Origin of the sequence: Streptomyces odontomachi (assembly GCF_024435355.1) — a bacterium.
GTDB lineage: Bacteria > Actinomycetota > Actinomycetes > Streptomycetales > Streptomycetaceae > Streptomyces > Streptomyces odontomachi.
In genome coordinates this window covers 63,392-90,035 of sequence record NZ_JAMJWG010000011.1, presented here as the reverse complement: position 1 = coordinate 90,035, position 26,644 = coordinate 63,392, and the positions used below count along the sequence as shown (strand labels likewise).

General features: G+C 68.2%; 15 protein-coding genes, 1 tRNA gene and 1 pseudogene. 2 read left to right on the top strand and 15 right to left on the bottom strand.

What is annotated here, in order from left to right:
* Window positions 1-81: 81 nt before the first annotated feature.
* The 9 genes from rpmE to NQO67_RS44605 form a co-directional block, all read right to left on the bottom strand.
* Window positions 82-309: a 50S ribosomal protein L31 gene (gene rpmE / locus NQO67_RS22585; RefSeq protein ID WP_255951964.1), complete on the bottom strand. Its 228-nt coding sequence runs from the start codon at window positions 307-309 to the stop codon at window positions 82-84.
* Window positions 310-591: 282 nt separating this feature from the next.
* On the bottom strand, window positions 592-1,704 hold the full coding sequence (locus tag NQO67_RS22580; RefSeq protein ID WP_255951963.1) for an LCP family protein: 1,113 nt from the start codon (window positions 1,702-1,704) through the stop codon (window positions 592-594).
* Between the two features lie 605 nt (window positions 1,705-2,309).
* On the bottom strand, window positions 2,310-4,385 hold the full coding sequence (gene rho, locus NQO67_RS22575; protein ID WP_255951962.1) for a transcription termination factor Rho: 2,076 nt from the start codon (window positions 4,383-4,385) through the stop codon (window positions 2,310-2,312).
* 459 nt (window positions 4,386-4,844) lie between these two features.
* Complete coding sequence (thrB, locus tag NQO67_RS22570) at window positions 4,845-5,774, bottom strand: homoserine kinase (protein ID WP_255951961.1); 930 nt, start codon at window positions 5,772-5,774, stop codon at window positions 4,845-4,847.
* An 868-nt stretch (window positions 5,775-6,642) separates the two neighbouring features.
* Window positions 6,643-7,701 (bottom strand): threonine synthase, encoded by a 1,059-nt coding sequence (thrC, locus tag NQO67_RS22565; RefSeq protein ID WP_255951960.1) that lies wholly within the window; start codon window positions 7,699-7,701, stop codon window positions 6,643-6,645.
* A 6-nt stretch (window positions 7,702-7,707) separates the two neighbouring features.
* Window positions 7,708-9,027 (bottom strand): homoserine dehydrogenase, encoded by a 1,320-nt coding sequence (locus NQO67_RS22560; protein WP_255952166.1) that lies wholly within the window; start codon window positions 9,025-9,027, stop codon window positions 7,708-7,710.
* A gap of 222 nt (window positions 9,028-9,249) precedes the next feature.
* Complete coding sequence (lysA, locus tag NQO67_RS22555; protein WP_255951959.1) at window positions 9,250-10,647, bottom strand: diaminopimelate decarboxylase; 1,398 nt, start codon at window positions 10,645-10,647, stop codon at window positions 9,250-9,252.
* Between the two features lie 261 nt (window positions 10,648-10,908).
* A complete protein-coding gene (gene nrtL / locus NQO67_RS22550; RefSeq protein ID WP_255951958.1) occupies window positions 10,909-12,240 on the bottom strand; it encodes an ArgS-related anticodon-binding protein NrtL in 1,332 nt (443 codons plus the stop codon).
* 110 nt (window positions 12,241-12,350) lie between these two features.
* Entirely contained in the window at window positions 12,351-13,010 is a 660-nt protein-coding gene (locus NQO67_RS44605) for a response regulator (protein WP_374119055.1), read from the bottom strand.
* A gap of 562 nt (window positions 13,011-13,572) precedes the next feature.
* On the opposite strand from NQO67_RS44605, the gene NQO67_RS22540 reads away from it, so the two are divergent.
* Window positions 13,573-13,644: transfer RNA gene (locus NQO67_RS22540), tRNA-Arg, on the top strand.
* Between the two features lie 98 nt (window positions 13,645-13,742).
* On the opposite strand, the gene NQO67_RS22535 is transcribed toward NQO67_RS22540, so the two are convergent.
* Window positions 13,743-14,258 (bottom strand): NERD domain-containing protein, encoded by a 516-nt coding sequence (locus tag NQO67_RS22535; RefSeq protein WP_255951957.1) that lies wholly within the window; start codon window positions 14,256-14,258, stop codon window positions 13,743-13,745.
* A gap of 278 nt (window positions 14,259-14,536) precedes the next feature.
* Between NQO67_RS22535 and NQO67_RS22530 the strand changes: the two genes are divergently transcribed.
* Entirely contained in the window at window positions 14,537-18,001 is a 3,465-nt protein-coding gene (locus NQO67_RS22530) for a type ISP restriction/modification enzyme (protein WP_255951956.1), read from the top strand.
* Between the two features lie 845 nt (window positions 18,002-18,846).
* On the opposite strand, the gene NQO67_RS22525 is transcribed toward NQO67_RS22530, so the two are convergent.
* From NQO67_RS22525 to NQO67_RS22505, 5 genes and pseudogenes are all read right to left on the bottom strand, one after another.
* A complete protein-coding gene (locus NQO67_RS22525) occupies window positions 18,847-19,314 on the bottom strand; it encodes a hypothetical protein (RefSeq protein WP_255951955.1) in 468 nt (155 codons plus the stop codon).
* Entirely contained in the window at window positions 19,314-23,633 is a 4,320-nt protein-coding gene (locus NQO67_RS22520; RefSeq protein WP_308295689.1) for a DUF6531 domain-containing protein, read from the bottom strand. Before NQO67_RS22520 ends, NQO67_RS22525 begins: the two co-directional genes overlap by 1 nt.
* On the bottom strand, window positions 23,630-24,007 hold the full coding sequence (locus NQO67_RS22515) for a hypothetical protein (protein ID WP_255951954.1): 378 nt from the start codon (window positions 24,005-24,007) through the stop codon (window positions 23,630-23,632). Before NQO67_RS22515 ends, NQO67_RS22520 begins: the two co-directional genes overlap by 4 nt.
* Window positions 24,008-24,931: 924 nt before the next feature.
* Complete coding sequence (locus NQO67_RS22510; RefSeq protein WP_255951953.1) at window positions 24,932-25,477, bottom strand: hypothetical protein; 546 nt, start codon at window positions 25,475-25,477, stop codon at window positions 24,932-24,934.
* A 134-nt stretch (window positions 25,478-25,611) separates the two neighbouring features.
* Window positions 25,612-26,303 (bottom strand): annotated as a pseudogene (locus NQO67_RS22505) (site-specific integrase); the annotation flags it as partial.
* Window positions 26,304-26,644 lie beyond the last annotated feature (341 nt).

Genomic DNA, 26,644 nt, shown 5'->3' with positions numbered 1-26,644 from the left:
GCTTGAGCGGGGTGAGCGAGCAAAAAACGCCGGCCCCGGCGCCCCGCTGGGGGGCGGCCGAGGACCGGCGCAGGTAGCTCGCTACTTCTTCTTGGAGCCGGCAGCAGCCTTGCCGAAGCGGGCCTCGAAGCGGGCCACACGGCCACCGGTGTCGAGGATCTTCTGCTTGCCCGTGTAGAACGGGTGGCATTCGGAGCAGATCTCGGCGCGAATGGTGCCGGATCCAATGGTGCTACGGGTCGTGAACGACGCGCCACAGGTGCAGCTGACCTGCGTCTCGACGTACTCGGGGTGGATGTCGCGCTTCAAGGGTCTCTCCTGTTCACAGGGGGCGCCGGGTCGCAGCCCGCGGGATGCGGGTGCGTGAACCGGAGCCGACGGACCAGTCTGCCAGGACTGGCGTCTTCCCCCAAAACCGGGGCGGGGGGACGGATATTCCCCGACGGCTCCGGACCGGCCAGACCCTCGCTGACCTGCGATTCTGCTGCGGGTCCAAGGAGAGCCGCCCACCGGCCGCGGTTTCCGCTGCTCCTGAACGTCTCCGGAAACGTCCACGGAAATGTCCACGGAGCGCCTCCCGGGCGCCGCGGCTCAGCCGCCGCTGACGACCTTCCCGGCGGATCCCTTGGCGCCGCCGGAGTCATGGGTGGCGGAGGCCGGGATGGGGCGGTCGGCCTTGAGTGCGGTCCACACCTGGTGGTCCTCGGCGCGCTGCGGCAGGACCCGGTTGGCGTCCTGCGCGTCGTACTTGACCGGCAGGGTGACCATCGACATGTGGGCCGCGTCGATGCCCTTCAGGCCGCCTGCGAAGCCCGCCAGGCGCTTGACGGAGGCCAGCTCGGAGTCGGTGGTGACGGCGTTGGTGGCGGCGGAGGCCAGGTCGTAGAGCTTCTTCGGGTCGCTGAACACCCCGACCTGCCCGACCTGCTTGATCAGCGCCTTCACGAACGCCTGCTGGAGCTGGATGCGGCCGAGGTCGCTGCCGTCGCCCACGCCGTGCCGGGTGCGGACCAGGCCGAGCGCCTGCTCGCCGGTGAGCCGGTGGTGACCGGGGGTGAGGTGCAGATGGCTCTGGTTGTCGTCGATGGCCTGGCGGGTCGTGATGTCGACGCCGCCGAGGGTGTTGACGAGCTTCTTGAAGCCGGTGAAGTCGACCTCGACGACATGGTCCATGCGGATGCCGGACATCGACTCGACCGTCTTCACGGCGCACGCGGGGCCACCGTTCGCGTAGGCGCTGTTGAACATCTGCTCGCGCGCGCCCTCGACCTTCTTGCCGCTCTGCGTGGTGCAGTCGGGCCGGGTGACCAGGGTGTCGCGCGGTATGGAGACCACGCTGGCCTTCTTGTGGCCCTTGTAGACGTGCACCACCATCGCGGTGTCGGACCGGGAACCGCTGTCGTCCCTGCCGTATTTCGCGTTCGCTCCGGCGCGCGAGTCGGAGCCGAGGACGAGGATGTCCATCGAGCCGTCGTCGACGTTCTTGGGGCGGTGGTGGCCGAGGGCGGCGTCGATGTCGACGCCACTGATGTTGCCGTTCAGCTTGTAGTACACATAGCCGAGTCCGGCGCCGCCGAGCGCGACCACGGCCGCGGCGGTCCATGCCGTTGCCACGAGCGCCTTCCGCCGCGGTGTGCGGCGGCGCTGCACACCGTGTGCGCGGTGCCGCCCACCGCCGGGCTCGTGCAGGTTCTCGTCGGGCATGTGTTCCCCAGTCGTCGTCGTGCTCGGTTACCCCCTGCGCTCAGGGTCAGTCACGATTCGGCCACCTCGGGGCGCACCCGCGCCCGGTCCTCGGTGCGCGCTCACGAACCGCGCAATCAGCCAGAAGCGTTGCACAGCGCCGGGGCGCCGCCCCGTCATGCCTCGGCCACTGAGCGTGGCTCCTGCCTGGGATCACGCCTGTGACCAGGGGTGTTGCGGGGGTGCGTCGTGGTTGCCCGGCGGGGGCCGTGTGGTGAAGCTCTCCCCTCGGCGGGGGGCCTGAACGGCTGAAATTGCCCCCTTCGACGGGTGGCGACCTACCGGTCTCGTCGTGGCCGGTCGCGCAGTTCCCCGCGCCCCTTTGAGGGGCGCATCGGGCGCCCCTGAGGGCACGCAGTGCCCTTCAAGGGGCGCGGGGAACTGCGCGAGCAACCCACCACCGACCGCCAGGTCAGGAGCCGGCAGAACCCCCACCCCGGGCGGCCAACGGACCCACACGCACCCCGCAGCCGCCCCCCGACCGGGGGACGCAAAAAACCGGGGCCGCCGTCACCGCAAGGGTGACGCCGGCCCCGGTTCACGTCGGCTGGGCCCAAGCGCAGCGCTCAGTCGCCGTTGCCGCCGATCGACGGCGTCGTCTTCTGGATCTGGAGCAGGAACTCCGCGTTCGACTTGGACTGCTTCATGCGGTCCAGCAGCAGCTCGATCGCCTGCTGCTGGTCGAGCGCGTGCAGCACCCGGCGCAGCTTCCAGACGATGCCCAGCTCCTCGCCGGAGAGCAGGATCTCCTCCTTGCGGGTGCCGGAGGCGTCGACGTCGACGGCCGGGAAGATGCGCTTGTCGGCGAGCTTCCGGTCGAGCTTGAGCTCCATGTTGCCGGTGCCCTTGAACTCCTCGAAGATCACCTCGTCCATGCGCGAGCCGGTGTCGACCAGCGCGGTGGCCAGGATGGTCAGCGAGCCGCCGTCCTCGATGTTGCGCGCCGCGCCGAAGAAGCGCTTCGGCGGGTAGAGCGCGGTCGAGTCGACACCACCGGACAGGATGCGTCCGGAGGCGGGTGCCGCCAGGTTGTAGGCGCGGCCCAGACGGGTGATGGAGTCCAGCAGGACGACCACGTCGTGGCCCAGCTCGACGAGGCGCTTGGCGCGCTCGATGGCCAGCTCGGCGACGGTGGTGTGGTCCTCGGCCGGGCGGTCGAAGGTGGAGGAGATGACCTCGCCCTTGACCGACCGCTGCATGTCGGTGACCTCTTCGGGCCGCTCGTCGACGAGGACGACCATCAGGTGGCACTCGGGGTTGTTGTGCGTGATCGCGTTGGCGATGGCCTGCATGATCATGGTCTTACCGGTCTTCGGCGGGGCCACGATCAGACCACGCTGGCCCTTACCGATCGGCGAGACCAGGTCGATGATGCGGGTGGTGAGCACGCCCGGGTCGGTCTCCAGGCGGAGCCGGTCCTGCGGGTAGAGCGGGGTGAGCTTGTTGAACTCGGGGCGTCCGCGGCCGTGTTCGGGCGCCATGCCGTTGACGGAGTCCAGGCGGACGAGGGCGTTGAACTTCTCGCGGCGCTCGCCTTCCTTGGGCTGCCGCACGGCGCCGGTGATGTGGTCGCCCTTGCGCAGGCCGTTCTTGCGGACCTGGGCCAGGGAGACGTACACGTCGTTGGGGCCGGGGAGGTAGCCGGAGGTGCGGATGAAGGCGTAGTTGTCGAGGATGTCGAGGATGCCCGCGACGGGGATCAGGACGTCGTCCTCGGCGATCTGCGGCTCGCCGACCTCGTCGCGCCCGCGACGGCCACGCCGGTCGCGGTAGCGGCCCCGGCGGCCGCGACGACCGCCGCCGTCGTCGTCGTAGCCGTCATCCTGACGGTCCTGGCGGTCCTGGCGGTCCTGACGGCCGCCTCCGCCGCCCTGCTGGCGCTGGCCGCCACCCTGCTGGCCCTGCTGGTCGTCGCCCTTGCCGCGGCGGCGGCCACGGTCCCGGCGGTTCTGCCGGCCGTCACCGTGCTCGTCGTGCTTGTCGCCGTGCCCGTCGCCCTTGGCGCCGTCCTTCTGCTCGGCCTTCGCGTCGCCGTCGGCCTTGGCGTCGGGGCTGCCGGCGTCGGCGGTGGCCCGGCGCCTGCGGCGGTCGCCGCCGCCCTGCTGGTCCTCGCCGGCTCCCTGGCCGGGGATGTCGATCTGCTGCTGGGCGCCGGCGCGCTGCGCGGCGTCACCGGCCTCGCCACCGTCGGTCCTGGTGGGCCGCCCGGCGGCCTTGTCGGTGGTGTCGGCGGGCGCGGCGGCCTGGGCGTCGGTGTCGGCCTTGCCGGCCGTGGACGTCTTGGCGGGCTGCTCGGCGCTCGCCTCGTCGCCGGTGCGCGCCCGGGACGTGGTCCGGCGCTTCGGCTTGGTCTCGGCCTGGGCAGCGCTCTTCGCGGGGGCGGCCTGGCCCCCACCGGCCTGTGCCTCCTTGATGACCTCGATCAGCTGGCTCTTGCGCATCCGCGCCGTCCCCCTGATCCCGAGGGCCGAAGCGACCTGCTGAAGCTCGGCCAGCACCATGCCCTCAAGGCCGGTGCCGCGGCGCCGCCTGGTGCCGGCCGATGCGGAGGCAGGCGCGCCTGAGGCGTCCGTGGCGGGCGCGGCAGCGGTCTCGACCGTGCTGTCGGCGCTCACGCCCATCAGATCGGTGGTGTCGCTCACGAAGGGTCCTTCCCTGGAGCGGACGTCGGCCTGTCTGGCTCGGCGACCGGTTGTGCTGTCCGGCGATGGTCCTCGCGGTGGGGACCTGCCGGGGCGGTGGTCCGCCAAAGCGGCGGAAGAGAAACAACTGGTAATCGGCGAGTCCCGGGCCGTGCCACGAAGTTTTTTCGGTGTCACGGGGTTCGGTCACGCCGGCTCCGGAGCTTTCCCAGCTGATGCTGGGAGTGGGCCCACCAGCTATCGCTGGGGGTGCCTCCGCTCGGCATTCCGCTCAGTACGGTGCGGTGCGCGGAACGGTGTGGGAGGCTCCCGGAAGAATGTCTGTCCCGGAGGGGGACACAACGCACCCGCCGTTAAAGGGGCCATTGTGGGTTCGGGTGCAGACTTGAGGTTAACACTACCGGATCCAACAAACATTCCCCCTCTCCACATCCGGCAACCGTGTGCTGGCGCCGCGTGTCACTCGGTCCTCGCCGGTGTCAGCGGCAGCACGCTAGCTCCGGCCGAGTCCATGCTGAGCCGGTTCGCCGCCCATTCGTCGCCCGCCAGGCGGGCGACCTTGTCGGCCTCGCCGCTCTGCGTCAGCGCAAGCACCGTGGGGCCCGCTCCGGAGATCACCGCGGGTACCCCGTCCGCGCGCAGCCGCTCCACGAGGGCGGCGCTCTCGGGCATGCTCGGCGCCCGGTACTCCTGGTGCAGCCGGTCCTCGGTGGCGGGCAGCAGCAGCTCGGGGCGCCTGGTGACGGCCTCGACCAGCAGGGCGGCCCGGCCCGTGTTGACGGCCGCGTCGACATGCGGGACGGTGCGCGGCAGCAGCCCGCGTGCGGTCTCCGTCAGTACTGGTTTACCCGGTACGAAAACCACCGGAACGATGGAATCCGCGGCATCCATCCTGATCGCGCGCGCCGCCCCGCCCTCCGTCCAGGAGATGGTGAATCCGCCGAGCAGACAGGCGGCCACGTTGTCGGGGTGCCCTTCGATCTCGGCGGCCAGCTCCAGCATGGCGGCGTCGTCGAGTTTGGCGTCGCCGCCTATGGTCACCGCGCGTGCGGCGGTGATGCCCGCGCAGATGGCGGCAGACGAGGAGCCGAGGCCGCGGCCGTGCGGAATGCGGTTGGCGCAGACGACTTCCAGGCCGCGTGGCTGCCCGCCGAGCAGGTCGAACGTGGCGCGTAGCGAGCGTACGAGCAGGTGCCGCTCGTCGCGCGGGAGCGTGTCGCTGCCCTCGCCTGCGATGTCGATGTGCAGGCCGGAGTCGGCCACGCGGACGACGACGTCGTCGTAGAGCCCCAGTGCGAGACCGAAGGCGTCGAAGCCCGGGCCGACGTTGCCACTGCTGGCGGGGGTGCGCACCCGTACGGCGGCGGCGCGAAAAGCGGGACCGGCCATCGCTTGATGACCCTCCTTGTACTGCGGTTGTGCGGGCGTGGGTCTGCGTGCTGTCAGTGTGCGGGGCCTGCCGAACCTGCGGGGACCGGCTGTCCCGGAGCGTTCCGGTGCGGTGGGATCTGCACCGTCCGCTGGATCTGTGGCATCTGCAGGGGCCTTAAAGGATCACGTCTCTACGAGGTGGGGTGGTGGATCGATACTCCGGAACGGCAGTCGACGTGTGGGGAGCCCGGAGCCCCGCGCAGGACCAGCACCGCGGCATATGCGACGGGGATTCGGTACAGCTTATCGAAGGAAGGTTCTGTGGCGACACAGGGCGCACAGGAGGCGCACGATGCGTGTCGTGTGCTCTTTCGTGCACCCCCTGCCGCTCCCGGCGGGCGGTGTGCGGCTCCTGCACCCGGCGTGTGTGACCTGGGACGCTCCGTGTGCGCCGTGCGGGTGCACGGCCGCACGGGGTCGCGGGGACGGTCGTGGGGACGGGGGGAACGAAGGGGGAACGGCGGGGGACACGGGTGGCTGTCGTCGCGGAGGTTGCGCGGTGCGTGTCGCTTGGTAGCGCGAAGGTTGCGCGGTGGGTATCGCGGGGGTTGCGCGAGAGGTGTGGCGGGACGGTGCGCGAGGGGTGTGCGCAAAGAGTGCGGGAGGATGGTGGGTCCTCCGGTGCGGGCGTGGGGCGTGTCCTGGGGTGTGGACACGCCCTGCCACGTGCCAACTGCAAGGCGGCGTGCATGCAAACTGCAACGCGGCGTGCGTGCAAACTGCAAGGCGGCGTGCGGGGCGGCCTGACGGCGGGCCAGCCGGGCTGGTGAGCCGGGTGGCGGGCCGCCGCCGACCGTCCCTTGCCGCCGTTTCTGCCGTGCTCCCGTTACCCGAGCCCCAGCTTCTCCGCGGCGGCCGCGGCGTCCACCGGAACCGTGACCGGTTGCGGTGCGCCGGCGACGGCCCAGTCGGGGTCCTTGAGGCCGTTTCCGGTCACCGTGCAGACGATGCGCTGGCCGGGGTCGAGCCGGCCCTGCTCGGCGGCCTTCAGCAGGCCGGCCACGGAAGCGGCGGACGCGGGCTCGACGAAGACGCCCTCCTGGGACGCCAACAGCTTGTAGGTGCGCAGGATCTCACGGTCCGTCACCTCCTCGATGAGCCCGCCCGACTCCTCCTTGGCGGCCAGCGCGAAGTCCCACGACGCGGGGTTGCCGATGCGGATCGCGGTCGCGATCGTCGTGGGGTCCTTCACGATCTCGCCCCGCACGATGGGCGCGGCACCGGAGGCCTGGAAGCCCCACATCCGGGGGGTGCGGGTGGCCGGGCCATCCGCCGCATACTCGCGGTAACCCTTCCAGTACGCCGTGATGTTGCCGGCGTTGCCCACCGGGAGCACATGGATGTCGGGCGCGTCGCCGAGCGAGTCGACGACCTCGAACGCGGCCGTCTTCTGCCCCTCGATGCGGACCGGGTTGACCGAATTGACCAGCGCCACCGGGTAGTTCTCGGAGAGCGAGCGTGCCAGCGTCAGGCAGTCGTCGAAGTTTCCGTCGACCTGGAGGATCCGGGAGCCGTGCACCAGCGCCTGGCCCATCTTGCCGAGCGCGATCTTGCCCTGCGGCACGAGCACGGCGCAGACCATGCCGGCCCGCACCGCGTACGCGGCGGCCGAGGCGGAGGTGTTGCCGGTGGAGGCGCAGATGACGGCCTGCGCGCCCTCCTCCCGCGCCTTGGTGATCGCCATGGTCATGCCGCGGTCCTTGAAGGACCCGGTCGGGTTGGCACCCTCCACCTTCAGGTGCACTTCGCAGCCCGTGCGCTCGGAGACCACCTGCGCGGGCACGAGCGGCGTGCCACCTTCGCGTAGCGTGACGACCTGCGTGGTGTCGGAGACCGGCAGCCGGTCCCGGTACTCCTCGATGATTCCGCGCCACAGATGGGTCATTGCTGGTTACTCTCCTTCAACCCGCATCATGCTGGCGACACCACGCACGGTGTCGAGATCCCGCAACGCAGCGACGGTTCCCGTGAGGGCGGCGTCGGACGCGCGGTGGGTGACGACGACGAGGGATGCATCGGAGGCTCCATCGGCTCCGGCGGCCCCGTCGGGCCGGCTCTGCTGGCGCACCGTGTCGATGGACACGTCGTGCTCGGCGAAGACCGTCGCGACCTGAGCAAGCACACCCGGCTTGTCAGCGACGTCGAGACTGATGTGGTAGCGCGTGACCACGTCGCCCATGGGCGAGACGGGCAGCCTGCTGTAGGCGGACTCGCCGGGTCCGGTGGCCTCGCCGAGGCGGTTGCGGCAGACCGCGACGAGGTCGCCGAGGACCGCGGATGCGGTCGGCGAGCCGCCTGCCCCGCGCCCGTAGAACATCAACTGCCCGGCCGCCTCGGACTCGACGAAGACCGCGTTGTACGCCTCGCGTACGGAGGCGAGCGGGTGGCTCCGCGGGATCATCGCCGGATGCACGCGTGCGGTGACGGACTCCCCGTCGGCAGCCCGCTCGCAGATGGCGAGCAGCTTGATGGTGCAGCCCATCTCCCGGGCGGAGGCGAAGTCGGCGGCGGTGACCTCGGTCATGCCCTCGCGGTAGACGTCGTCGAGCCGGACCCGGGTGTGGAAGGCGATTCCGGCCAGGATGGCGGCCTTGGCGGCGGCGTCGAAGCCCTCGATGTCGGCGGTCGGGTCGGCCTCCGCGTACCCGAGTGCGGTGGCCTCGTCGAGGGCTTCCTGGTAGCCGGCACCCGTGGTGTCCATCTTGTCCAGGATGAAGTTGGTGGTGCCGTTGACGATGCCGAGCACACGGTTCACCACGTCGCCGGCCATCGACTCGCGCAGCGGCCTGATCAGCGGGATCGCACCCGCCACCGCCGCCTCGTAGTACAGGTCGCGGCCCTGCTGCTCGGCGGCCGCGTGCAGGGCGGCGCCGTCCTGGGCGATCAGTGCCTTGTTCGCGGAGACGACGGAGGCGCCGTGCTCCAGGGCGGCGGTGATCAGGGAGCGGGCCGGCTCGATACCGCCGATGACCTCGATGACGACGTCGATGTCGCCGCGTTTGACGAGGGCGGTGGCGTCCGTGGTGATGAGCGCGGGGTCGATGCCCTCCCGGACCAGAGCGGGCCGCCGCACCGCGACGCCGGCCAGTTCCACCGGGGCACCGATGCGGGCCGTGAGGTCGTCGGCCTGCGTCGTCATGATGCGCGCCACCTCTGAGCCGACGTTCCCACAGCCCAGCAGCGCCACCTTCAGCGGACGCGTACGCATCATCCGACCTCGCCTCTCGTCCATCCTGGAAACTCCAGTCTCACGCACCGGACGGGAATTCCCGTGCATCGTCCGGATCCTGAGACATTTCGCCGCAATATTTTTGACCTGTGCCGTCAATTCTGAACCGTCCCGCCCGCCGCCCGACATCCGGCCGCCAACCGACACACAGTCGAGACCGTCATGCGCACGGTCGGGACCGTCAACCGACGCCCGGCCGGGCCGTCAGCCGACGTCGAGCCGGAGAAGATCCTCCTCCGTCTCGCGCCGCACGATGACCCGGGCCGCACCGTCTCGGACGGCGATCACCGGTGGACGCGGCACATGGTTGTAGTTGCTGGCCATCGACCGGCAGTACGCCCCTGTGGCAGGCACCGCGAGCAGGTCCCCCGGCGCCACGTCGCCCGGCAGGAAGGCGTCCCGTACGACGATGTCACCGCTCTCACAGTGCTTGCCGACCACACGGGCCAGCATCGGTTCCGCGTCGGAGGTGCGGGACGCCAGAACCACACTGTATTCCGCGTCGTAGAGCGCGGTGCGGATGTTGTCGGACATCCCGCCGTCGACGGAGACGTAGGTGCGCAGCCCGTCCAGCGGCTTGACGGTCCCGACCTCGTACAACGTGAACGCGGTGGGCCCGACGATGGCACGCCCGGGCTCGACGGAGATCCGCGGCGTGCGCAGCCCCTCCGCCTCGCACTCACGCCGCACGATCTCGCCCAGCGACTTGGCGATCTCCTGCGGCTCACGCGGGTCGTCGTCGGAGGTGTAGGCGATGCCGAGGCCACCACCGAGATCGATCTCGGGCAGCTCGACACCGTGCTCGTCCCGGACTCGGGCGAGCAGCGAGACGACGCGCCGGGCGGCGACCTCGAACCCGGCCATGTCGAAGATCTGCGACCCGATGTGCGAGTGGATGCCGAGGACTTCCAGCCCGTCAAGTGCGAGAGCCCGCCGCACCGCTTCAGCGGCCTGCCCGTCGGCCAGCGCGATCCCGAACTTCTGGTCCTCGTGCGCGGTGGCGATGAACTCGTGCGTGTGCGCCTCGACACCGACCGTCACCCGAATCAACACCGGCTGCCGCCTGCCGAGCCGCTCGGCGATGTGCGCGACCCGCACGATCTCCTGGAACGAGTCCAGCACGATCCGCCCCACGCCGGCGCGCACGGCCCGTTCGATCTCGCCCTCGGACTTGTTGTTCCCGTGCAACGCGATCCGCTCGGGCGGCATGCCGGCGGCCAGCGCCACGGCCAGCTCGCCACCGGAGCACACGTCGAGGTTGATCCCCTCCTCGGCAAGCCAGCGCACGACGGCGCGCGACAGGAACGCCTTGCCCGCGTAGAACACGTCGGCATCCGGCCCGAAGGCCGTCCGCCAGTCCTGCACCCGCGCGCGGAAGTCACTCTCGTCCATGAAGTACGCAGGCGTCCCGAACTCCTCGGCGAGCTGCGCGACACCGATCCCGCCCACGGTGAGCATCCCGTCCTCGTCGCGCCGGACGGTGCGCGACCAGACCTTGGGGTCCAGGACGTTCGGGTCCAGGTTGGCGGGCGGCGCGATGTGATGCTCTCCGGGGAGCACGTCAGCGTGCCGGGGGCCTGCGGGGTGTGCGGAACGGCTCATGGGGTGTGGGGTCTTTCTTGGGTGGTGGTGGTTGGTGGGGGTGATGGGTGGTGGGTGGTGGGTCGCGGGGTGGTTGGTGGTGAGTGGCTCGTGGCGAGTGGTCGGTGGCGAGTGGTTGGTAGGCAGGCTCGGGGGCGGTGAGACGGGTTCCGGTGTGGGTGGGTCGGCACACCGGCGCTCGGTAGGTCGGTGGACCCGCGCCGGTGCCCGTCGGGTTCGGCAACCGACTACCGACGCAGCAGACCGGACGGTCCGGGGTGTTCAGATGTGGTCAGGTGCATCGATGCCGAGCAGGGCCAGGCCGCCGGCCAGCACCGTCCCGGTGGCTTCGGCGAGGGCGAGCCGGGCACGGTGGGCGGCCGAGGGTTTCTCGTCCCCCCGCGGCAGGATCGGGACCGTTTCCTGGAACCCCTGAAACCACAGGAAGGCGTCGGCGACACGGATGAGGTGCCGCGCGAGCCGATCGGGCGCCCGGTGCCGGGCTGCGGCGGCCAGGGCCACGGGGTAGTCGGCCAGGGCGGTGGAGAGGGGGGTGAGGGGCGGTGCGGCCGGGTTGCCCGGGCGGGCGATGCCGGCTGGGGCGGCATCTCCGGCTGGGCCAGCTGGGGCGCTTTGGCCGTCGTCCGGTCCGTCGGTCACGGAATCGGAAGAACGGGTCGTCGTCGAATCGGAGCAACGGGTCGTCGTCACGATCGGCTCGGGGTCGCCGGGGACGGGGCTGAAGCCCAGGTCGGCGGCGTTGCGCAGCAGGGCACGGGTTCGGGCGTGCGCGTACCGGACCCGGAAGAGCGGGTTGTCCTCACGCTGCGCCAGGTGCTCGGCACCGATCCGCGGCCGATCGTGCGCCGCGGGTAGCAACAGCGCCCACCGCCCTGCGTCCCGACCGAGCGGGAGGGGGTCGGCGGGGGCGGGGGTGGGACGGATGAGGACGACGGTGCCGGGGGGCGCGGGGGCGACGTCGCTGCCGCTGTTGCCCTCGCTAGCGCTGTTGCTGTCACTGCTAGTGCTGTTCCTGTCACTGGGGCGGCCGGCGTCGTCCGGGTGACGGACGGTGACGACTCCGAGCGCCGCCCAGGCCGGATCGGGCCCGGCCACGTCCTCGTAACGGAGCCGTCCAGTCACCCCTTGGGACCGCAGGATCAGTGCGACGGAGTCGGCGACGACGGCGGCGCGGACACCGGGGGCGATACGCAGATGCAGCGTGGCACTGCTGTGACCAGCATCACGCACCCCGCTCCCCGGCCGCTCCAGGTGCCCGTACGCCGGACCGCAACGCAGGATCTCCCGCACCAGCGCGACGACCTGCCCCTGCCCGTCGAGCGAGATGTTGAGGAACCCGGGCCCCGTGATCTCGATCCCGGCGACCCCTGGGGTGGTCAGCAGCCGTCGCCGCAGCACCTCGGCGACCTGCCGGGGAGGCCGGCCCGCGGGCCGAGCAAGCTGGAGGGCGACCCCGGTCGCGTAGTCCCCGCACCCACCGGGCCTGGGCCTTTCGACCACGACCCGTTCAGGCACGCCTACGCTCAGCTCCCCTTCGTCGACAGCACGACGCACGGCGTGCTGCACGGTACGGGAGAGTTCGACGGGGGTCACGGCACCAGCGTATGGGAGAGCGGTAAGGGGAAGGCGAACCAGTTTCGGATGCCGGAATGACGAGCGCCGCCGCGACGCGAGACGGAGACAAACAGCCGCTCGCCCTCGCCCTAAGCTCCACTCCTCCAGGCCGCACGCTCGGCCTCTCCCGGAGGGCGGGGGGAACCCGGCGCACCACGCCCGGCCTGCCCCGCCCCGGCCGGGCCGCCCGTCGCCGGCTGCTCGGGGTCGCCAGGGTCAGCTCGCTCATCACGCTCACCCTGGTCACCGACCTCTCCAAGCCCACCGAGGTCACTGCGCTGGCCGAGGTCGCGGCAGTGGTCGAGGTCACTGCGCTGGCCGAGGTCACTGCGCTGGCCAAGAGCCTCAGCGCCGAGCCCACCGAGCTTCGCGGGGCGATGCCGGGCGGCCGACACTTCCTCGGACCCTCGCTCCAGCAACCGCCGCACGAAACGCACCAGCTCAGCGGGCTCGAACGGTTTGGCGAGGTAGCCGTCCACGGCGACTTCGCAGCCGCTGTCCACTTCCTGCGGAGTGCAGCCGCTGACGATCAGCAGCGGCAGCGCTCGCGTACGCGGGTCCGCACGGAGGAGGGCGGCGGTGCGCAGCCCGTCAAGCCGAGGCATGACCACATCGAGGGTGATCATGTCGGGCTGCACCTGGTGAACCACCTCAAGACACTCGGCACCGTCAGCAGCGGTCACGACCTCGAACCCTTCCGATTCGAGAATGACCCTGATCAGTTGCCGGATGACCTTGTTGTCGTCCACAACAAGCACCCGCCCAGACGCCCGCGGCACAAGTCGAGCCTAGGTCGACCGGGGTAGCCACGTCCGGGTTTTCCCTACTTCTGCCCCGGGTGGGGGATGCGGGGGGTGGGGGTGGATCCGGGTGGCCGGCTGGGCGGAGGAGGGGTGGATCCGGGGGCTCGCCTGGGCAGGGCGGGGGTGGGGGTGGGGTGGCTTCGGGCGCCGCCTGGGCGGAGCGGGGGCGGGGTGGTTCCGGGTGGCCCGCCTGGGCGGAGCGGTGCGCGAGGTGGATCCGGGTGGCCCACGTGGACGAGGCGGAGGGCGAGGTGGAGCCCGGACTCCGGCCAGCGCCCGGTGGTGCCCGGTGACCGGTCAGGGCAACCGACCAGGACGCGGTAACCACGGCCGCACCCTCAACCTCAACCTCAACCTCAACCGGATCAAGGGACCCGCAGGCCCAGCCCCCGCACCCCGTGCTGCGGGAACCGTCTCCAAGGCCCTCCACGCCCCGCAAAACCCGTTCATGAACACCCCGACAGAGCTGGTAGGGTTCTACCCGTCAGCGCGAAACCGCGCCGGACACGCCCCCGTAGCTCAGGGGATAGAGCAACGGCCTCCGGAGCCGTGTGCGCAGGTTCGAATCCTGCCGGGGGCACCTTGGATGAGGTGTCCAAAGACCCCGCCATCAGCAACTTCGCTGGGTGCGGGGTCTTCGCGTATGCGCAGCCGAATGCGGCTGGAGGCGGCCCGTTGTCAGCATCCGCGGCGTATTCGCGGGATGGAATCCCAGCCGTTTTCGCTGGTCAAGTGGCACGCATAAAGCGACCCCCGGGATAGATTACCGAGGGCCGCAGGTGGGTCGCAGATGGGTCGTGGAACCTTTACGTCTCCCCTTCCTCGTCGTGTTCGTCGTCGCCGAGCAGCTGCTCTACTCGCCGGTTGGCCACGTCCTGGCGCCCGTCCAGGCACTTCGCGTACCGGCTCCGGTCCAGAGCGCCAGTTCTTGACGTCGATGACGAACACACCGCCGGGACCGACGAACAGCATGTCCACGTTGGCCGCGCGCGTTCCCGGCCACCTGCGGTCAACCAGTAAGCGCCACCCGCGCGCCGTGAGAACCAACATCTGGGCGGCGACCCTGCGTTCGCCGTCACCGGCGGCTTCCCAACGGCGTGCCTGCTGCCGGGCCACCTGCCACTGCTCCCTAAGCAACCGCTCCTGCCGCCGCGCCTCCTGCGCCCGCCGCGACGCTGATCCACCGGCTGTCATGCCACGCTCCCTCGTACGCAGAGTAGTGATCTTAAGACGAACAGCGATTGGCAGTGGAGGGTGCACGACCGACAGGGGCCATCCCTACCGCATGTCTTCAGCCATGCCTACAGTCGTCGAACACGTGCCGTTGAAGCTGGCGCACCGTCGATGAATCACCCGCCGCGGCTGCTCCGATAGTTCTTAGCCGTGGCTGAGATGCCTCTCTCGACGGTGGGTGCTGCCTTGTTTACCGTGGGTTGAGGCGGATGCGGGTACGTGCCGGCATCGGGGGCAGCATGCAGCGCAGGGAAGCGTTTCGGCGGATCGTCAGCGAGTTCGGTGCGACCTGTAAGCAGGCGTTATTGCATGGGCAGAAAGAAGCCGCGATACGCCGGGCAGTGGAGACGCTTCTAGTCGACGCGGCGGCCGTGTTGAGGTTGCAGGCCATCTTGCATGCCGAGGTTGCGGTTACCGCGCACCGGATCCGCCCTGATCTGGCAGTGCGAATCGGGAAATCGCCCCGCAACATCGTCGGCTACGTCGAGCTGAAGAGCCCGGAGAAAAGTGTGATCCATCCTGGCGGGCTAAATCAGCGCGACCGTCGTCAATGGGAGGGCATGGCAAAGCTCCCCAACTTGATCTACACCAACGGCCAGACGTGGATCATGTATCGCTCAGGCCGACAGCATGGCGACAGCATCCACCTCGAAGGCGATCTACGCACAGCCGGATCCCGATTACGTCTGTCGAATGCTGGCGAGGCCGCATTCGAAGCGATGCTTACCGCGTTCTTCATCTGGCAGCCGCATCCTCTAACGTCGATGCGGGAGGTGGTGACTCAGGTAGCCCCTCTGTGCACTCTTCTACGTGATGCAGTGCACGACCGCCTCGACGCCGAATCCAACCTCCCACGGCACCAGCGCCCCTTCACCGACCTGGCCTCCACTCTCGAAGTCGACCTCTTTCCCACCACCGACGACCGAGACAAACGCACGGCCTTTGCCGATCGCTACGCCCAGTCCGTTACCTTCGCCCTCCTGCTCGCCAGCTCCGACGCCGCCGAAGGCGACGACAAGGTGCTGGCCGGTATGAGCCTGCACGAGATAGGTAGGCGGTTGGGAGCGGAGCATTCCGTCATGGGCCGCGCCCTGCAGATCCTCACTGACCAGGTCGAGGGAGAATTCCGTGACAGTCTTGACATGCTCGTCCGCGTTATCGACGCCATCGACTGGAGAAGTGCCCTGGCCAGCGAGCCCGGCTTCCATGTCCATCTTTACGAGCACTTCTTGCAGGAGTACGACGCCGACCTGCGTAAGGACTCCGGCACGTATTACACCCCCGCCCCACTGATGACAGAGATGGTCCGCCTTGTAGACGAGGTACTGGCCGCCACGCTGGATTGCCCGGACGGCTTCGCCGACCCCAGTGTGTCCATCATCGACCCGGCCATGGGCACCGGCACCTTCCTCACTGGCATCATCGACCTCGTCGCACGCAAGCAGTCCGAGGGAGGCAACGACGGCTTCCGTGCCGAATCCGTACAGGAGATCGCTGGTCGGCTGATTGGCTTCGAGAAGCAGATGGGCGCCTTTGCCGTGGCCCAGATGCGCGTCGGGCAGATGCTGCGCCATCTCAATGCCCGCGTCCGGCTGCACGACATGCGCCTGCACCTGGCGGACACACTCGCCGACCCATGGCGACCCAACAAGCTCTTCGACCGCTACGGCGCCTTATGGGGGCCTTTACGGGATGACGCCGAAGCAGCCGGCACCATCCAGCGCGACGGACGTATCACCGTCGTCATCGGCAACCCTCCTCACCGCGAACAGGCAGAGGGCCAAGGCGGGTGGATCGAAAAGGGCTCGCCGGGCCGTGGTGCCCCACCCTTGGACGCCTTCCGGCTACGCGGTGCGGCAGGCGTGTACGAGAACAAGCTGAAAAGCCTGTGCACCTATTTCTGGCGCTGGGCCACTCACAAGGTCTTCGACCAGCACGACGACCACCGCCACGGCGTCGTCTGCTTCGTCAGCACAGCTGGATTTATCCGCGGTGCCGGCTTCCAGGGCATGCGTTCCTACTTGCGGCGCGCCTGCACCGAGGGCTGGATCATCGACCTCACGCCCGAAACCAAAAGACCACCGCTCAACAGCCGGTTCTTCCCCGGAGTCCAGCAAGAATTAGCCATCGCCATCTTCGTCCGCAGACAAGGTGAGCGGCAGGACGAACTGGCCCCTGTCCACTACATGACCGTCCAGGGCACCCGCCAAGACAAAGAACAGCAACTGCACCGTCTACACATCAGCGGTCCCGGCTGGCATACCGCTCGCAGCGCCGAATACGCCCCGTTCACGCCCACATCCAGCAGCGACTGGGACTCCTTTCCCGCCATCACCGACCTCGTGCCGTGGTACAAACCTGGCGTTACCACCAACCGGAACTGGGTCATCAGCCCATCCAAGGCCACATTGCGCCGACGCTGGGACCGTCTCATCGAGGAACGTGACCCCGCCACGAAGCAGGCGTTGTTCAAAGAGACCCGCGACCGCGCCCTGAACAGGGAAGCCGTCCAGCTCCCCGGCCATCCTCACCCACCGACCCTTCTCGGTGAAGAACGCGGCTCGTGTCCTGTTCCGGTACGCATCGCCCGCAGAGCTCTGGACCGCCAGTGGCTCATACCCGACGGTCGCGTCATTGACTTCTCTCGCCCCGAACTGTGGCACGCTGCCCTGGACGACCAGGTCTTCATCGTCGAACAGCACGCCCAACGCCTACAGACCGGCCCGGCACTGCTGTTTACAGCCATCATCCCCGACGTGCACTACTTCAATGGAAACGGCGGCCGCGTCTTACCGATGCTGCACCCCGACCGCACTCCCAACATCGCCCCAGGACTGTTACACCACCTCGCCAACTCTTACGGTCTTCCAGAAGTCTTCCCGGAGGACCTGCTCTGCTACATTGCCGCCGTTGCCGCCCACCCCGCCTTCACCGAGCGCTACGCAGATGACCTCAACTCCCTCGGCATACGCCTTCCCCTGACCGCAGATGGCGGTCTCTGGCATGAGGCCATCAGTCTGGGTCGCCATATTCTTTGGGCATCCACCTTCGGCAAACGCTGCATCAACCCCGGCGATCGCCGTCCTGCAGGCACATCAAATTGGTGGCGACGCATAAACCCCGAGATCATGTACGCCCGAGAAGTTGCGCCCGACAGACTTCCGTCCACCATGACCTACGACAGCGAACGCGAGCACCTGGTCATTGAGGGCGGCATCTTCACTGGAGTAACGCCACGCATGCGCGGCTACACCACCGGCGGGCGCAACCTACTCGACAGTTGGCTCGCATACCGCAGTGATCGCACCACAGGAAAAGTCACCAGCGAACTGGACCGCGAACGCTCCCAGCATTGGGAGCACGACTGGAGCCGGGAGCTCATCGAAGTCCTTGCCGTGCTCAGCCACCTCACTGCTTTGGAACCACAGCAGAAAGAGCTACTCAATCGCGTCGTCGCGGCACCCCTGATCGATGTTGCAGAACTGACCCGGCGCCGCATCCTGCCGGTACCTGAGCGTGCCAAACGCGCCCACACCGGCCCTGACTGCGCATTTCTGCCCGGTATGGAATCAGTCGACGGCCGACCACCAGGTCCCGTCGGCCCACTGCCTCTCCCGAACGACTCGCCGAGTACTGCGCTGCCCAAGCCCCACCTGCCCGTGCGACCCGGCTCACGCAGCCGGCGGCGTCGCGGCCCAATTTGATCAGTCGTGCCTGGCAGCCGGTCCGTGGTCCGCGCTACCCCTGACCTCAGCAAACACGAGGAAGTCCGGTGCGCGGATGTAGTGGGGCTCATTCCTGGCGGGACTCGGTCCCGCGGCCATACGCAGGCCGTTTACCGGTTCGACCGAACGACCGTCTGGATCACCAGCTGGTTGCTGAACGGTTTCCGCCGTTCCCATACCCCACATCCCCCGCCGAGAGCCTCTATAGGATCATCTACATAGGTCAGGGGTGTCCTAACCATCTCTCACGGACATGGGACCGCACACGCCGTGACTGCTGTCCCCTACTAGGCCGCCGAACCGGCAGGTTCTTCGGGGACACGTGACGCCTACCGGGATGTCGTGCAGTCTGCGCAGGTGCGAGCCTTACGGGCCTTCCAGAACGTGGGAAACGAGGCCCACTACCGATCCCTTGCCGAGCCGGCTGCGCGCCGGTTAGACCACAACCCCGTGTCGCCCGTAGAGGTTCCGGCCTCCTGCTCGGTCGTGCGCAACCGGCGGCGCGAAGTCGAAGACAACCACGCCGGCGTCGGCTACAGCACCTGCGCCGGGCACCGGCGAAACCCATTCGGTCGTCGAAACCCACCGCACAGGCCTGGCGGCGGGGCTTGCACCGGAGACTGACGCGTGACCACCGCTCCGCCCGTTGAGGGGCCGAGCGCTCACCCCCGGACAGCCGAGCGGCAGCCGGCCTTACCTCGGCCGAGCTGCCGCGGGACAACGGTTCATACCCGTCACGCGATCACCGCAGTTTTGTCGAAACAGGCTCACGCAATCCAGTCGGGCACCGTCCGACTACGGCTCGCACTCGGCGCTGACGAACTTCACGGCCGCCATCGGATCAGCGCGGGCATGGCAGCGTGGTCGGTCCCTTCCATGGTCACGATGACCTCCCGGCCCACCGACATTCCCAGCCAGGTCACGAAGGCACGAACGGGTGCGAAGGTCGCCTCGTCGACCACGTCGGAGGGATCGAAGGTGAACTCGATCTCCTCGATGTCGAAGAAGTAGCAGGTGAACCAGACACCGTCGACATCGACGGCCAGACTCGCCGACTCCTCCGGATCCTGTTCTAGTCGGGACCATACGGCGGAGGCGTCCAAGGCGTCAGTCTCCGTGGTGTCGGAGAGCGACCAGGTGAGGACGTGGGGCCCGGGTGCTGTGCGCAGTGCGTCGAACATGCGCCGCCAGTCCTCGATCGTGGTGTCGAGGACGCAGAGGTCCCGCAGCGCTCCGTCTGCGACGAAGTCCTCTTTCCGGTAGGCCGGCTCGGCCCCGTACTGCCCCGCCATCACAGGAATCCTTCGAAAGTGAGTTGGCCCCCACGCCAGCTCCATCGGGCTCCCCAACCTCCGGGAACCCTGAAATCCCGGGTGATGCCGCCGTATTGTGCCGACGCTGACGTGTTGACCTTCTCGACCACGTTCGGGTCGGTGAGTATCTCCTGGATCATCTCATTGGCGACCTCGGTCCGCTCACTGTTGGTGAGCTTGCCGAAGTTATACATATCAACGTGAGCTTGACCTCGTTTGGCCAGATTACCCGGGCTGGGGTCTCCGTGTTTCTGCAGTGCCCTGCCCGCCGGCGACAGCTGGCCCTTCTTGATGGTGGTGGCCGCCTTGTACAGGTTGTCGGCTCCGTAGTTGCAGGGGGAGAGGCCGAGGGGGTCGATCCAGGTGAGCGGAGTGCGTACATAGCCGTGGTGGTTGTCCGCCGGCTCCAGCCCCAGCGGGTCCGTGCTGATGTACCGGGCTGTCGCAGGGTCGTAGTAGCGGTGCAGGTTGTAATGCAGCCCGGTCTCGTCGTCGGCGTACTGCCCGGGGAAACGCAACGGGCAGTCGACGGAGCCGGGGCTATCGTCCGGGACCGGCAAGCACGTGCCCCATAGGGTGGTGCGGCGCTGCCAACTAAGGTCTCCGGATGCGGACACCAGTTCCATGGGGGTGCCGACGGGGTCCGTGACCACGGCGTGGAAGCGAGCGGTGCGCTCGGGGTTCGATTCCTCGGCCAGGCGCGCCAAAAACGAGGCATTCGACCGTGTGGCCGAGGGCTCGTGATCGGTCTGGGCCACCAGACGGGGAGTGCCCGGTTTGTACTCCCAGGTCAGCACCCTGCCGTCCGGTGTGGTTTGCTCGGCCAGCAGGGTGTCGTCCCAGCTGAACTCCGTGCGGTCGTGCACCGAGCCGTCCTCGGTCACCCGCTGTTTGGAGATGCGCCGGCCCAATGGGTCGTAGGTGTACCGCCAACGGTCGCCGTCCGGGGTGGTCACTTCTGTCAGACGGTCTTCAGCGTTCCAGGCGTAGGTCCAGCTACGTTTCTGGCCGTTCAAGAGTCTGCGGGTTCTGCGGAGCAGGCGACCTTGCGCATCGTGCTCGTAGGTGGTTCCGCTCGCCGAACGAATGAGGGTGCCCTCGAACTCGCGCTCGCCGGGGGCGTCGTGGGCGGGTGCGGTGGCGTCCACCAGATTGCCCGCCGTGTCGTACGCGTACGTCTCGGTCCAGCCGTGGGCGCGCACTCCGGTGACATGCCCCACGCCGTCGAGGATGTAGCGCCGGGTGCCGGAGGTCAGCTCTCGGATCTCGGTGAGGTAGCCGTCGGCGCGGTGTGTGTAGGTGCGGTGTTGGAGGAGGTGGTCCACACCGTCCGCGTCCGGGCCGGAGGTCAGGGTCTGACCGGCGAGACGGTTCCGTGGGCTCCAGTTCTGGGTCAGCCTCACCTCCGTACCGATGCGGCGCTCGGTCTCGCGGCCCGCGGAATCGTGGGCGAAGTGCAGTTCGCCCACAAGCGAGTGCAGGGTGAGCGGGCGGCCCGCCGGGTCGTACGTCCACTGTGAGGCCAGTCCGGACGGCGTCACCCGGCTGACACGGCGGCCGAGAACGTCGTAGGCATACGTGGTCTTGCGGCCGTTCACCGTCTCCGACAGCACACGGCCCACGCCGTCCCGCTCCAGTACGACCTCGGCTTCAGCGTTGGCCGCCTGCGCGAGGCCTCCGTCGGGACCGTACGCGAACGTTGCGATGGAGCCCGCTGTGGACCGCTGCTCCACCACCCGCCCCAACTCGTCCCGCGTGAGGTGCAGGGTCTCCCCGATGCCGTTGGTCCGGGAAGTCAGCCGCCCGGCCGCGTCGTGGAGGTACCTCAGCATTCGACCGTTGAAGTCCGTCTCCGAAGTCAGCCGGCCCGCCTCGTCGTAGGTGTACGACCAGGTGCGCCCCTGCGGGTTGGTGACACCGATCAGGCGAAGCTCGGTGTCGTAGGCGAACTCGTAACGGGCGCCGTCCGGGTCCGTCCGTGTGGCAGGAATGTCAAAGGGGCCCGGTGTGTGGTGGGTCGTGTTGCCGGCGGCGTCGGTGTGGCTGAGGAGGTTACCTTCCGCGTCCCAGGCCCATGATTCGCGCGTACCGTCCGGTTGTTGGCGCCACTCCTGTCTGCCCTCAGGGGTCCAGCCCAGGCGGGTGGTGTGCCCCAGCGGGTCGGTCACCTCTACGATCCGACCGAAGGAGTCCCGGCGGATTGTCGTGGTGTGGCCGAGCTCGTCGGTCGTCCCGACGGGCAGGCCGGCCGGGTCGTACGCGATGGTGCGGGTGTGGCCGAGAGCGTCGGTGATCGTGGTCGGGCGGCCCGCTGCGTCGTGCGTGTACCGCGTCTCGGCCCCGGTGGGGTCGACGGTCGTGAGAAGGTTGCCCTTCTCGTCGTAGCTGTGCCGCCACACCGCTCCGCCTGGCTCGACGACCTCGGTTGGCTGCCCGAATGCGTTGCACGCGGCCCGCGCGACCGATCCGTCCGGCAGAGTGAGTTCCGTGAGGTTACCTGCGGCGTCATAGGCGTACCGGGTCGTGCGTTGTAGGGGATCGGTGACGGCGACGGGCTGGGTTCCGTACGCGTCCCAGCAGGTGCGGGTGGTGTGCCCCAGCGGATCAGTCTCCTCCTCGACCTGGCCCTCGGCGTTGTAACGGTGCAGAGAGGCCCGACCCTGCGAGTCTGTGTACGTCGTCGTGCGTGCCGCGTCCTCGTACGTCAGCGTCCCGGACAGGATGCCGTCGGTGCCCTCGGTTCGAACCACGCGACCGCGCTCGTCGTAGAGGTACGAGAACCACGTGCCATTGCGGTCGGTCCAGCGGGTGACCCGGCCCTCGTTGTCGTAGGTGAAGCGCAAGGGCTCGCCACTGGAGTTGATGACCTCCATGAGGTTGCCGGAGGCGTCGTAGCCGTAGCGCATGACGACCGTGCCCTCGCCGCCCTGCGGGGATTGCGGGGCGTAGCGAGGAGGCGGCTCGTCGAGGAGGCGCAGGGTCGTGATGCGCGGGCCCTGGGTGTCCACGGCCACGTAGTAGCCGCCGGAGTGGCGAATTCCGTACGGGATGCCTTCGTCGTCGCGTTCGACGTCGATGCGGTTGCCGTTGCGGTCTGTCCAAGACTCCAGCGCCAGGTGGAACACGCCGAAGGTCGGAGACGGGATCGGCGCGGCGAAGGCGCGGACCACGCCCGTCGCCGGGTCCGTGACCGTCATCGTGCCGTCCGGCTTGCCGTCCCACTCCAGAGGCCATCGGGCGCCCTTCACCGGCATGGTGGGCACACCCGGCTCGGGGACCGGGTACACCAAGCGCATGCCGTCCGCCGCTGCGAAGACGACGCCCTCACCGTCGATCTGAAGGCACTCGTCGAGGGTCGATATCCAGGTGGACCCGAAGCAGACACCACCGCGGTACGAGGAGAGATGGGTACGCGTGAACTCCAGTGGCAGGCTCCCGGGCAGCGACAGGTCTGTCTCCGTCATCAGCATCGCGCCGGTCGCCACGTCGATCGGCTCCCCCACGCAGGGCGTCTTCCCGGCTCTCCTTGCAGCCGGCCCCAGGTCGACGAGGTCGGGGCGCAGGGACGGCGGACGGGTCAGGAACGGTGACTCGCCCAGAGCTGGGTCGAGGCCGTTCTTCACGACGCCGAAGCCTGCGCCGAAAGCCGCACCGTAGATCATGCCGTCCTTGGCCGCCCTGTTGACTTCGTCCAGGCTCATGCCCGTCTGCAGCCCGGTGGCTATCTTCAGAGGCTGGGCGACCGCCAGGTCCACGGTCACCGACTCCACGCCACCGAACGCGGCGGCCACGAAGGTTCCTGCCGCGATCTCAGCCACCGTCGCGGACACACCTACGCCCAGGCCCGCGCCCACCTCGATGATCGCGTCGGCAGCAGCGGCAGCGGCGCCAGAGGCAAGCCCCGCAGTGAAGAACGCCAGCGCGATGCCGCCCGCAATCACCGCAGCGTCGATACCGATCTGCGTCCACAACTTGTTGACCGCGTCATCGATGGCATCAGCGAAATCATCCAGAGCCTTGGCCATCTTGCGAGCGGAATCCGACAAGTCGCTCAGCCAGCCGGCATCCTTGCCCTTGGCGTACCGGCCCCAGAACTTGTCGAACGTGTCGATCGCCTCACCCTTGTTGTGGTGAATGATCGACTGTGCAGCACTGTTCACCGGCCCGCGTACGTCATCCACGGCATCGGCGAACGTCCGCCAGGCACCAGCGGCATCCCTCAGTTTGCCCGAGTCCGCGTCCGGCCACCACAGACCCATCTTCAGCAGGATCTTCTTGGCCTCATCCTCGACGCTCACTTCGCGCCCCCGGCGTCATCGTGGCCGCCGTGCTTCGGGATCTGTAGTTTCTTGAACATCCCCTGGATCAATAGGTCGTTGTCGACATGCCCATCCGCCATGTCGACCAGCGCCTCATGGATGCTCGTCAGGCCAAGCACCAGGATCCCCGCGGACGTCTCGATGGAGTGTTGCAGCGGTGAGTACTTCTCCCCGAACTCCTTGCCCTGCTTGTCCTCACCCCATGGCTTGCCCAAATGATCCAAAGTCTTGATCAGCTGCGTCAGCGCCTTGCCCAGGTTCTGGGCCTGCGTGTGAAAAGCCGGCGCCGCCGCCTTGATGTCCGAGATCTTGATGTCAAGGACCTTGCCGTCGTCCTTGCCCCCACCACCCATAGAGCCCCCCGTTCACCTTGCGCCTGCAACCGCCAAACATTCTTCCGAAGCGCCCTTGTGCTCACTGAGGCTTGAGCCGGGCGACCGGTACTCCTCCTCCGGGGATTCGACCAGCAACGTCTCCCGGTGTTATCCAAGGATGCTTCTGACATGGTATTTCGCTCACGCTTCCGTCACACAGGCGAACGCGCCCAGACCACCCTCATCCAGTGAGATTGGCCGATCCGCGTCGGTCTCCCTCCTCGCGCTCTTCCAATCCCCATCATTCTCTGGCGCTGCCCCGGCGACGTGCATATGGACCCGGTAGACCGTTGAACCGACGCTCATTACTGACCCAGCGATCCGGCCTCCCGCCTCAGCGTCGGACAGGACTGCGCCGAGCTCACGTCCGGAGTGCAGTTCTCCGTGCCGTTGGCCTGACTTCCGGCACCGCTGGCCACGTTGGTCCCGATCCGACCTGATCAGCACTGTCGCGCGGTATACACACTTGCCTGCGCCCCGATGCGCCGGATTACATTCTCCGTCACCATGGCCGTTGCCAAGCACGACAGGAGCTGCGATGTGCGGCTCCCGTACGCTGCCGGCCGAACTCCCGATTGCTTATGTACCCCCACGATTGACCGGGACGGCCGCCTCAATCACCAGCCCACCGACCCCAGGGTGCCCTTCCACCCGTTCCCATGCTCCATGCCCCCCGCCGGGGGCACCTCTCCTGAGGTGCCCAAAGACCCCGTCAGCAGCGAAACGTGAGGCCGGGGTCTTCTTGTATGTGCAGGCGTATGCAGCGCTGAGCGGCCCTGTGACGGGTGCTGTGGACTATTCGTGGACAGGATCTTGGGGCGTTCCCTCAGGTCGGCCCGCGAACAACTGACGCCCCCCGAAATGGATCAGGGGGTTGAGGGTGTGGAGCGCACCCCCATACGCCTACCGTCGGCTGGCCGATGGCGACGAGCCGTGCTCGGTGCGTTCCTTCTCCAGGTAGTAGTAACTGCGAGAATCGGGGTCGCCGAACAGGAAGAACAGACGCAGCCCCTTCGCACCCCGCTGCATCTCCAGCGTCCACGTGTACGTCTTCGGTGCAGGTCGCCTGGCATCTGCGGGAACTCGCCCCCCGGGTTCCGTGTCGTGGCGTTCCTCCCATGACATCCGCTGCGTGACTCTCACAGAGATATGCTGACCATTTCCCCAACCCGACTTCGCATCGGTCAGTCGCCAGGTCCCGATCCCCGACATGCGCCAGCCATCGTCGAAGTCGAACTCCTGCCCGTCAAGGTGCGCCACGGCGGCCGACCCGTCGACATTCAGCACGACCTCCGTCCCCTCCACACAACGCCACACACCCACGATCTCAGAGCGTTTCGCGTTCGACACCGAAGGTACGGAGTCGTACTGATGCGGGTTGCAGCCCTGCAGAGCCAGCATCGACGGCGTGACGACCACGAGAGTGGCCACTGCTCGAATGACGCGCATGTCAGTCCCCCCTGCCACCGCCTCGGACAGACGGAACGGTCCTATCCTTGCGGAACGGCGCCCAGACTGCAGTCAGATCACAACGTCTACAGCGCCAAATGAGTTCTCTGCTTCTGAGGTAGGTAGTGAAGCCGCTACTCGTACTCGCTCAACAGCTTCTCAATGCGGTTGTTCGCCACTTCCTGGCGCCCGTCGATGCACTTCGCATAGCGGCTCAGCAGGACCTCAATGGAGTTCCGGCTCGTTCAGCGACCGCGGTGGGGTCGACTCCGGCATTGAGCCAGGTCGACAAGGCGGAGTGCCGCAGATCGTACGGCCGAGCAGCCAACGGGGACGCAACCAAGGTCGGCGGCAAGGCCAGGAACCGCGCTTCCTGCCACACGCGGAAGTACGTCGAGGACGAAACCACGGCCCCTTTCTCGCTGAAGAACAGCCGCCCGTCGTGAGCGGTTCCGAATATGTCGAGGTGTTCCCGCACCACGACCACGAGCTGCGGAGGGATGGGCACGCGCCGGACGTCCTCGGCCGGTCGGTTCTTCAGCCCGCGGTCGTCATGCGTCTCTCCCGAATCGGTCCAGAGCTTTCCCGCGGTGGGTCGGGTGCGGTGGAGGAGAGCAGAGCCCCAGCCCGTGGCGGGCAGCACGAGATCCGGTTCCGCAAGGCCGACCGCCTCAGCCGGGCGGAAACCTCCGAAGTACATCGCTGCGAACAGGCCGACCAGGCGCCGGCCGCGGGCTCGCTTGTAGCCGCCGACGTATGAGACGGCGACGAGGAAGCTTCGCACCTGCACGGGATTGGCGACCAGCCGTGGGTCTACTTCGCCCGAGCTGGACCGCACTCCCCCGAGCCCCACTCAGCGGTCAGCCCCGCATCCACCCATCCACCGCAGCGGTCCGGCACTTTCCAGGCGACCCCAGGCCGAAGGAAGCAGCAAACCTGCGGTGGCCGCATCCGGCCTCAGCACGGTGTCCATGCGCGGCAACCATCCGCCAAGCCACATGCCGACAGCGGTCTGCGCCCGCGGCTGCTCACGACCGCTGAGCGTGCGCGAAGCGCGAGGGCCAAGGGGGCACGACAGGTCACAGCGCAATGCGGTGACAAGATTGTCACAGATTCGCAAACAGTGCACTTATCAACTCAAAATGGCATTCAATGTGCCTTCCGGCT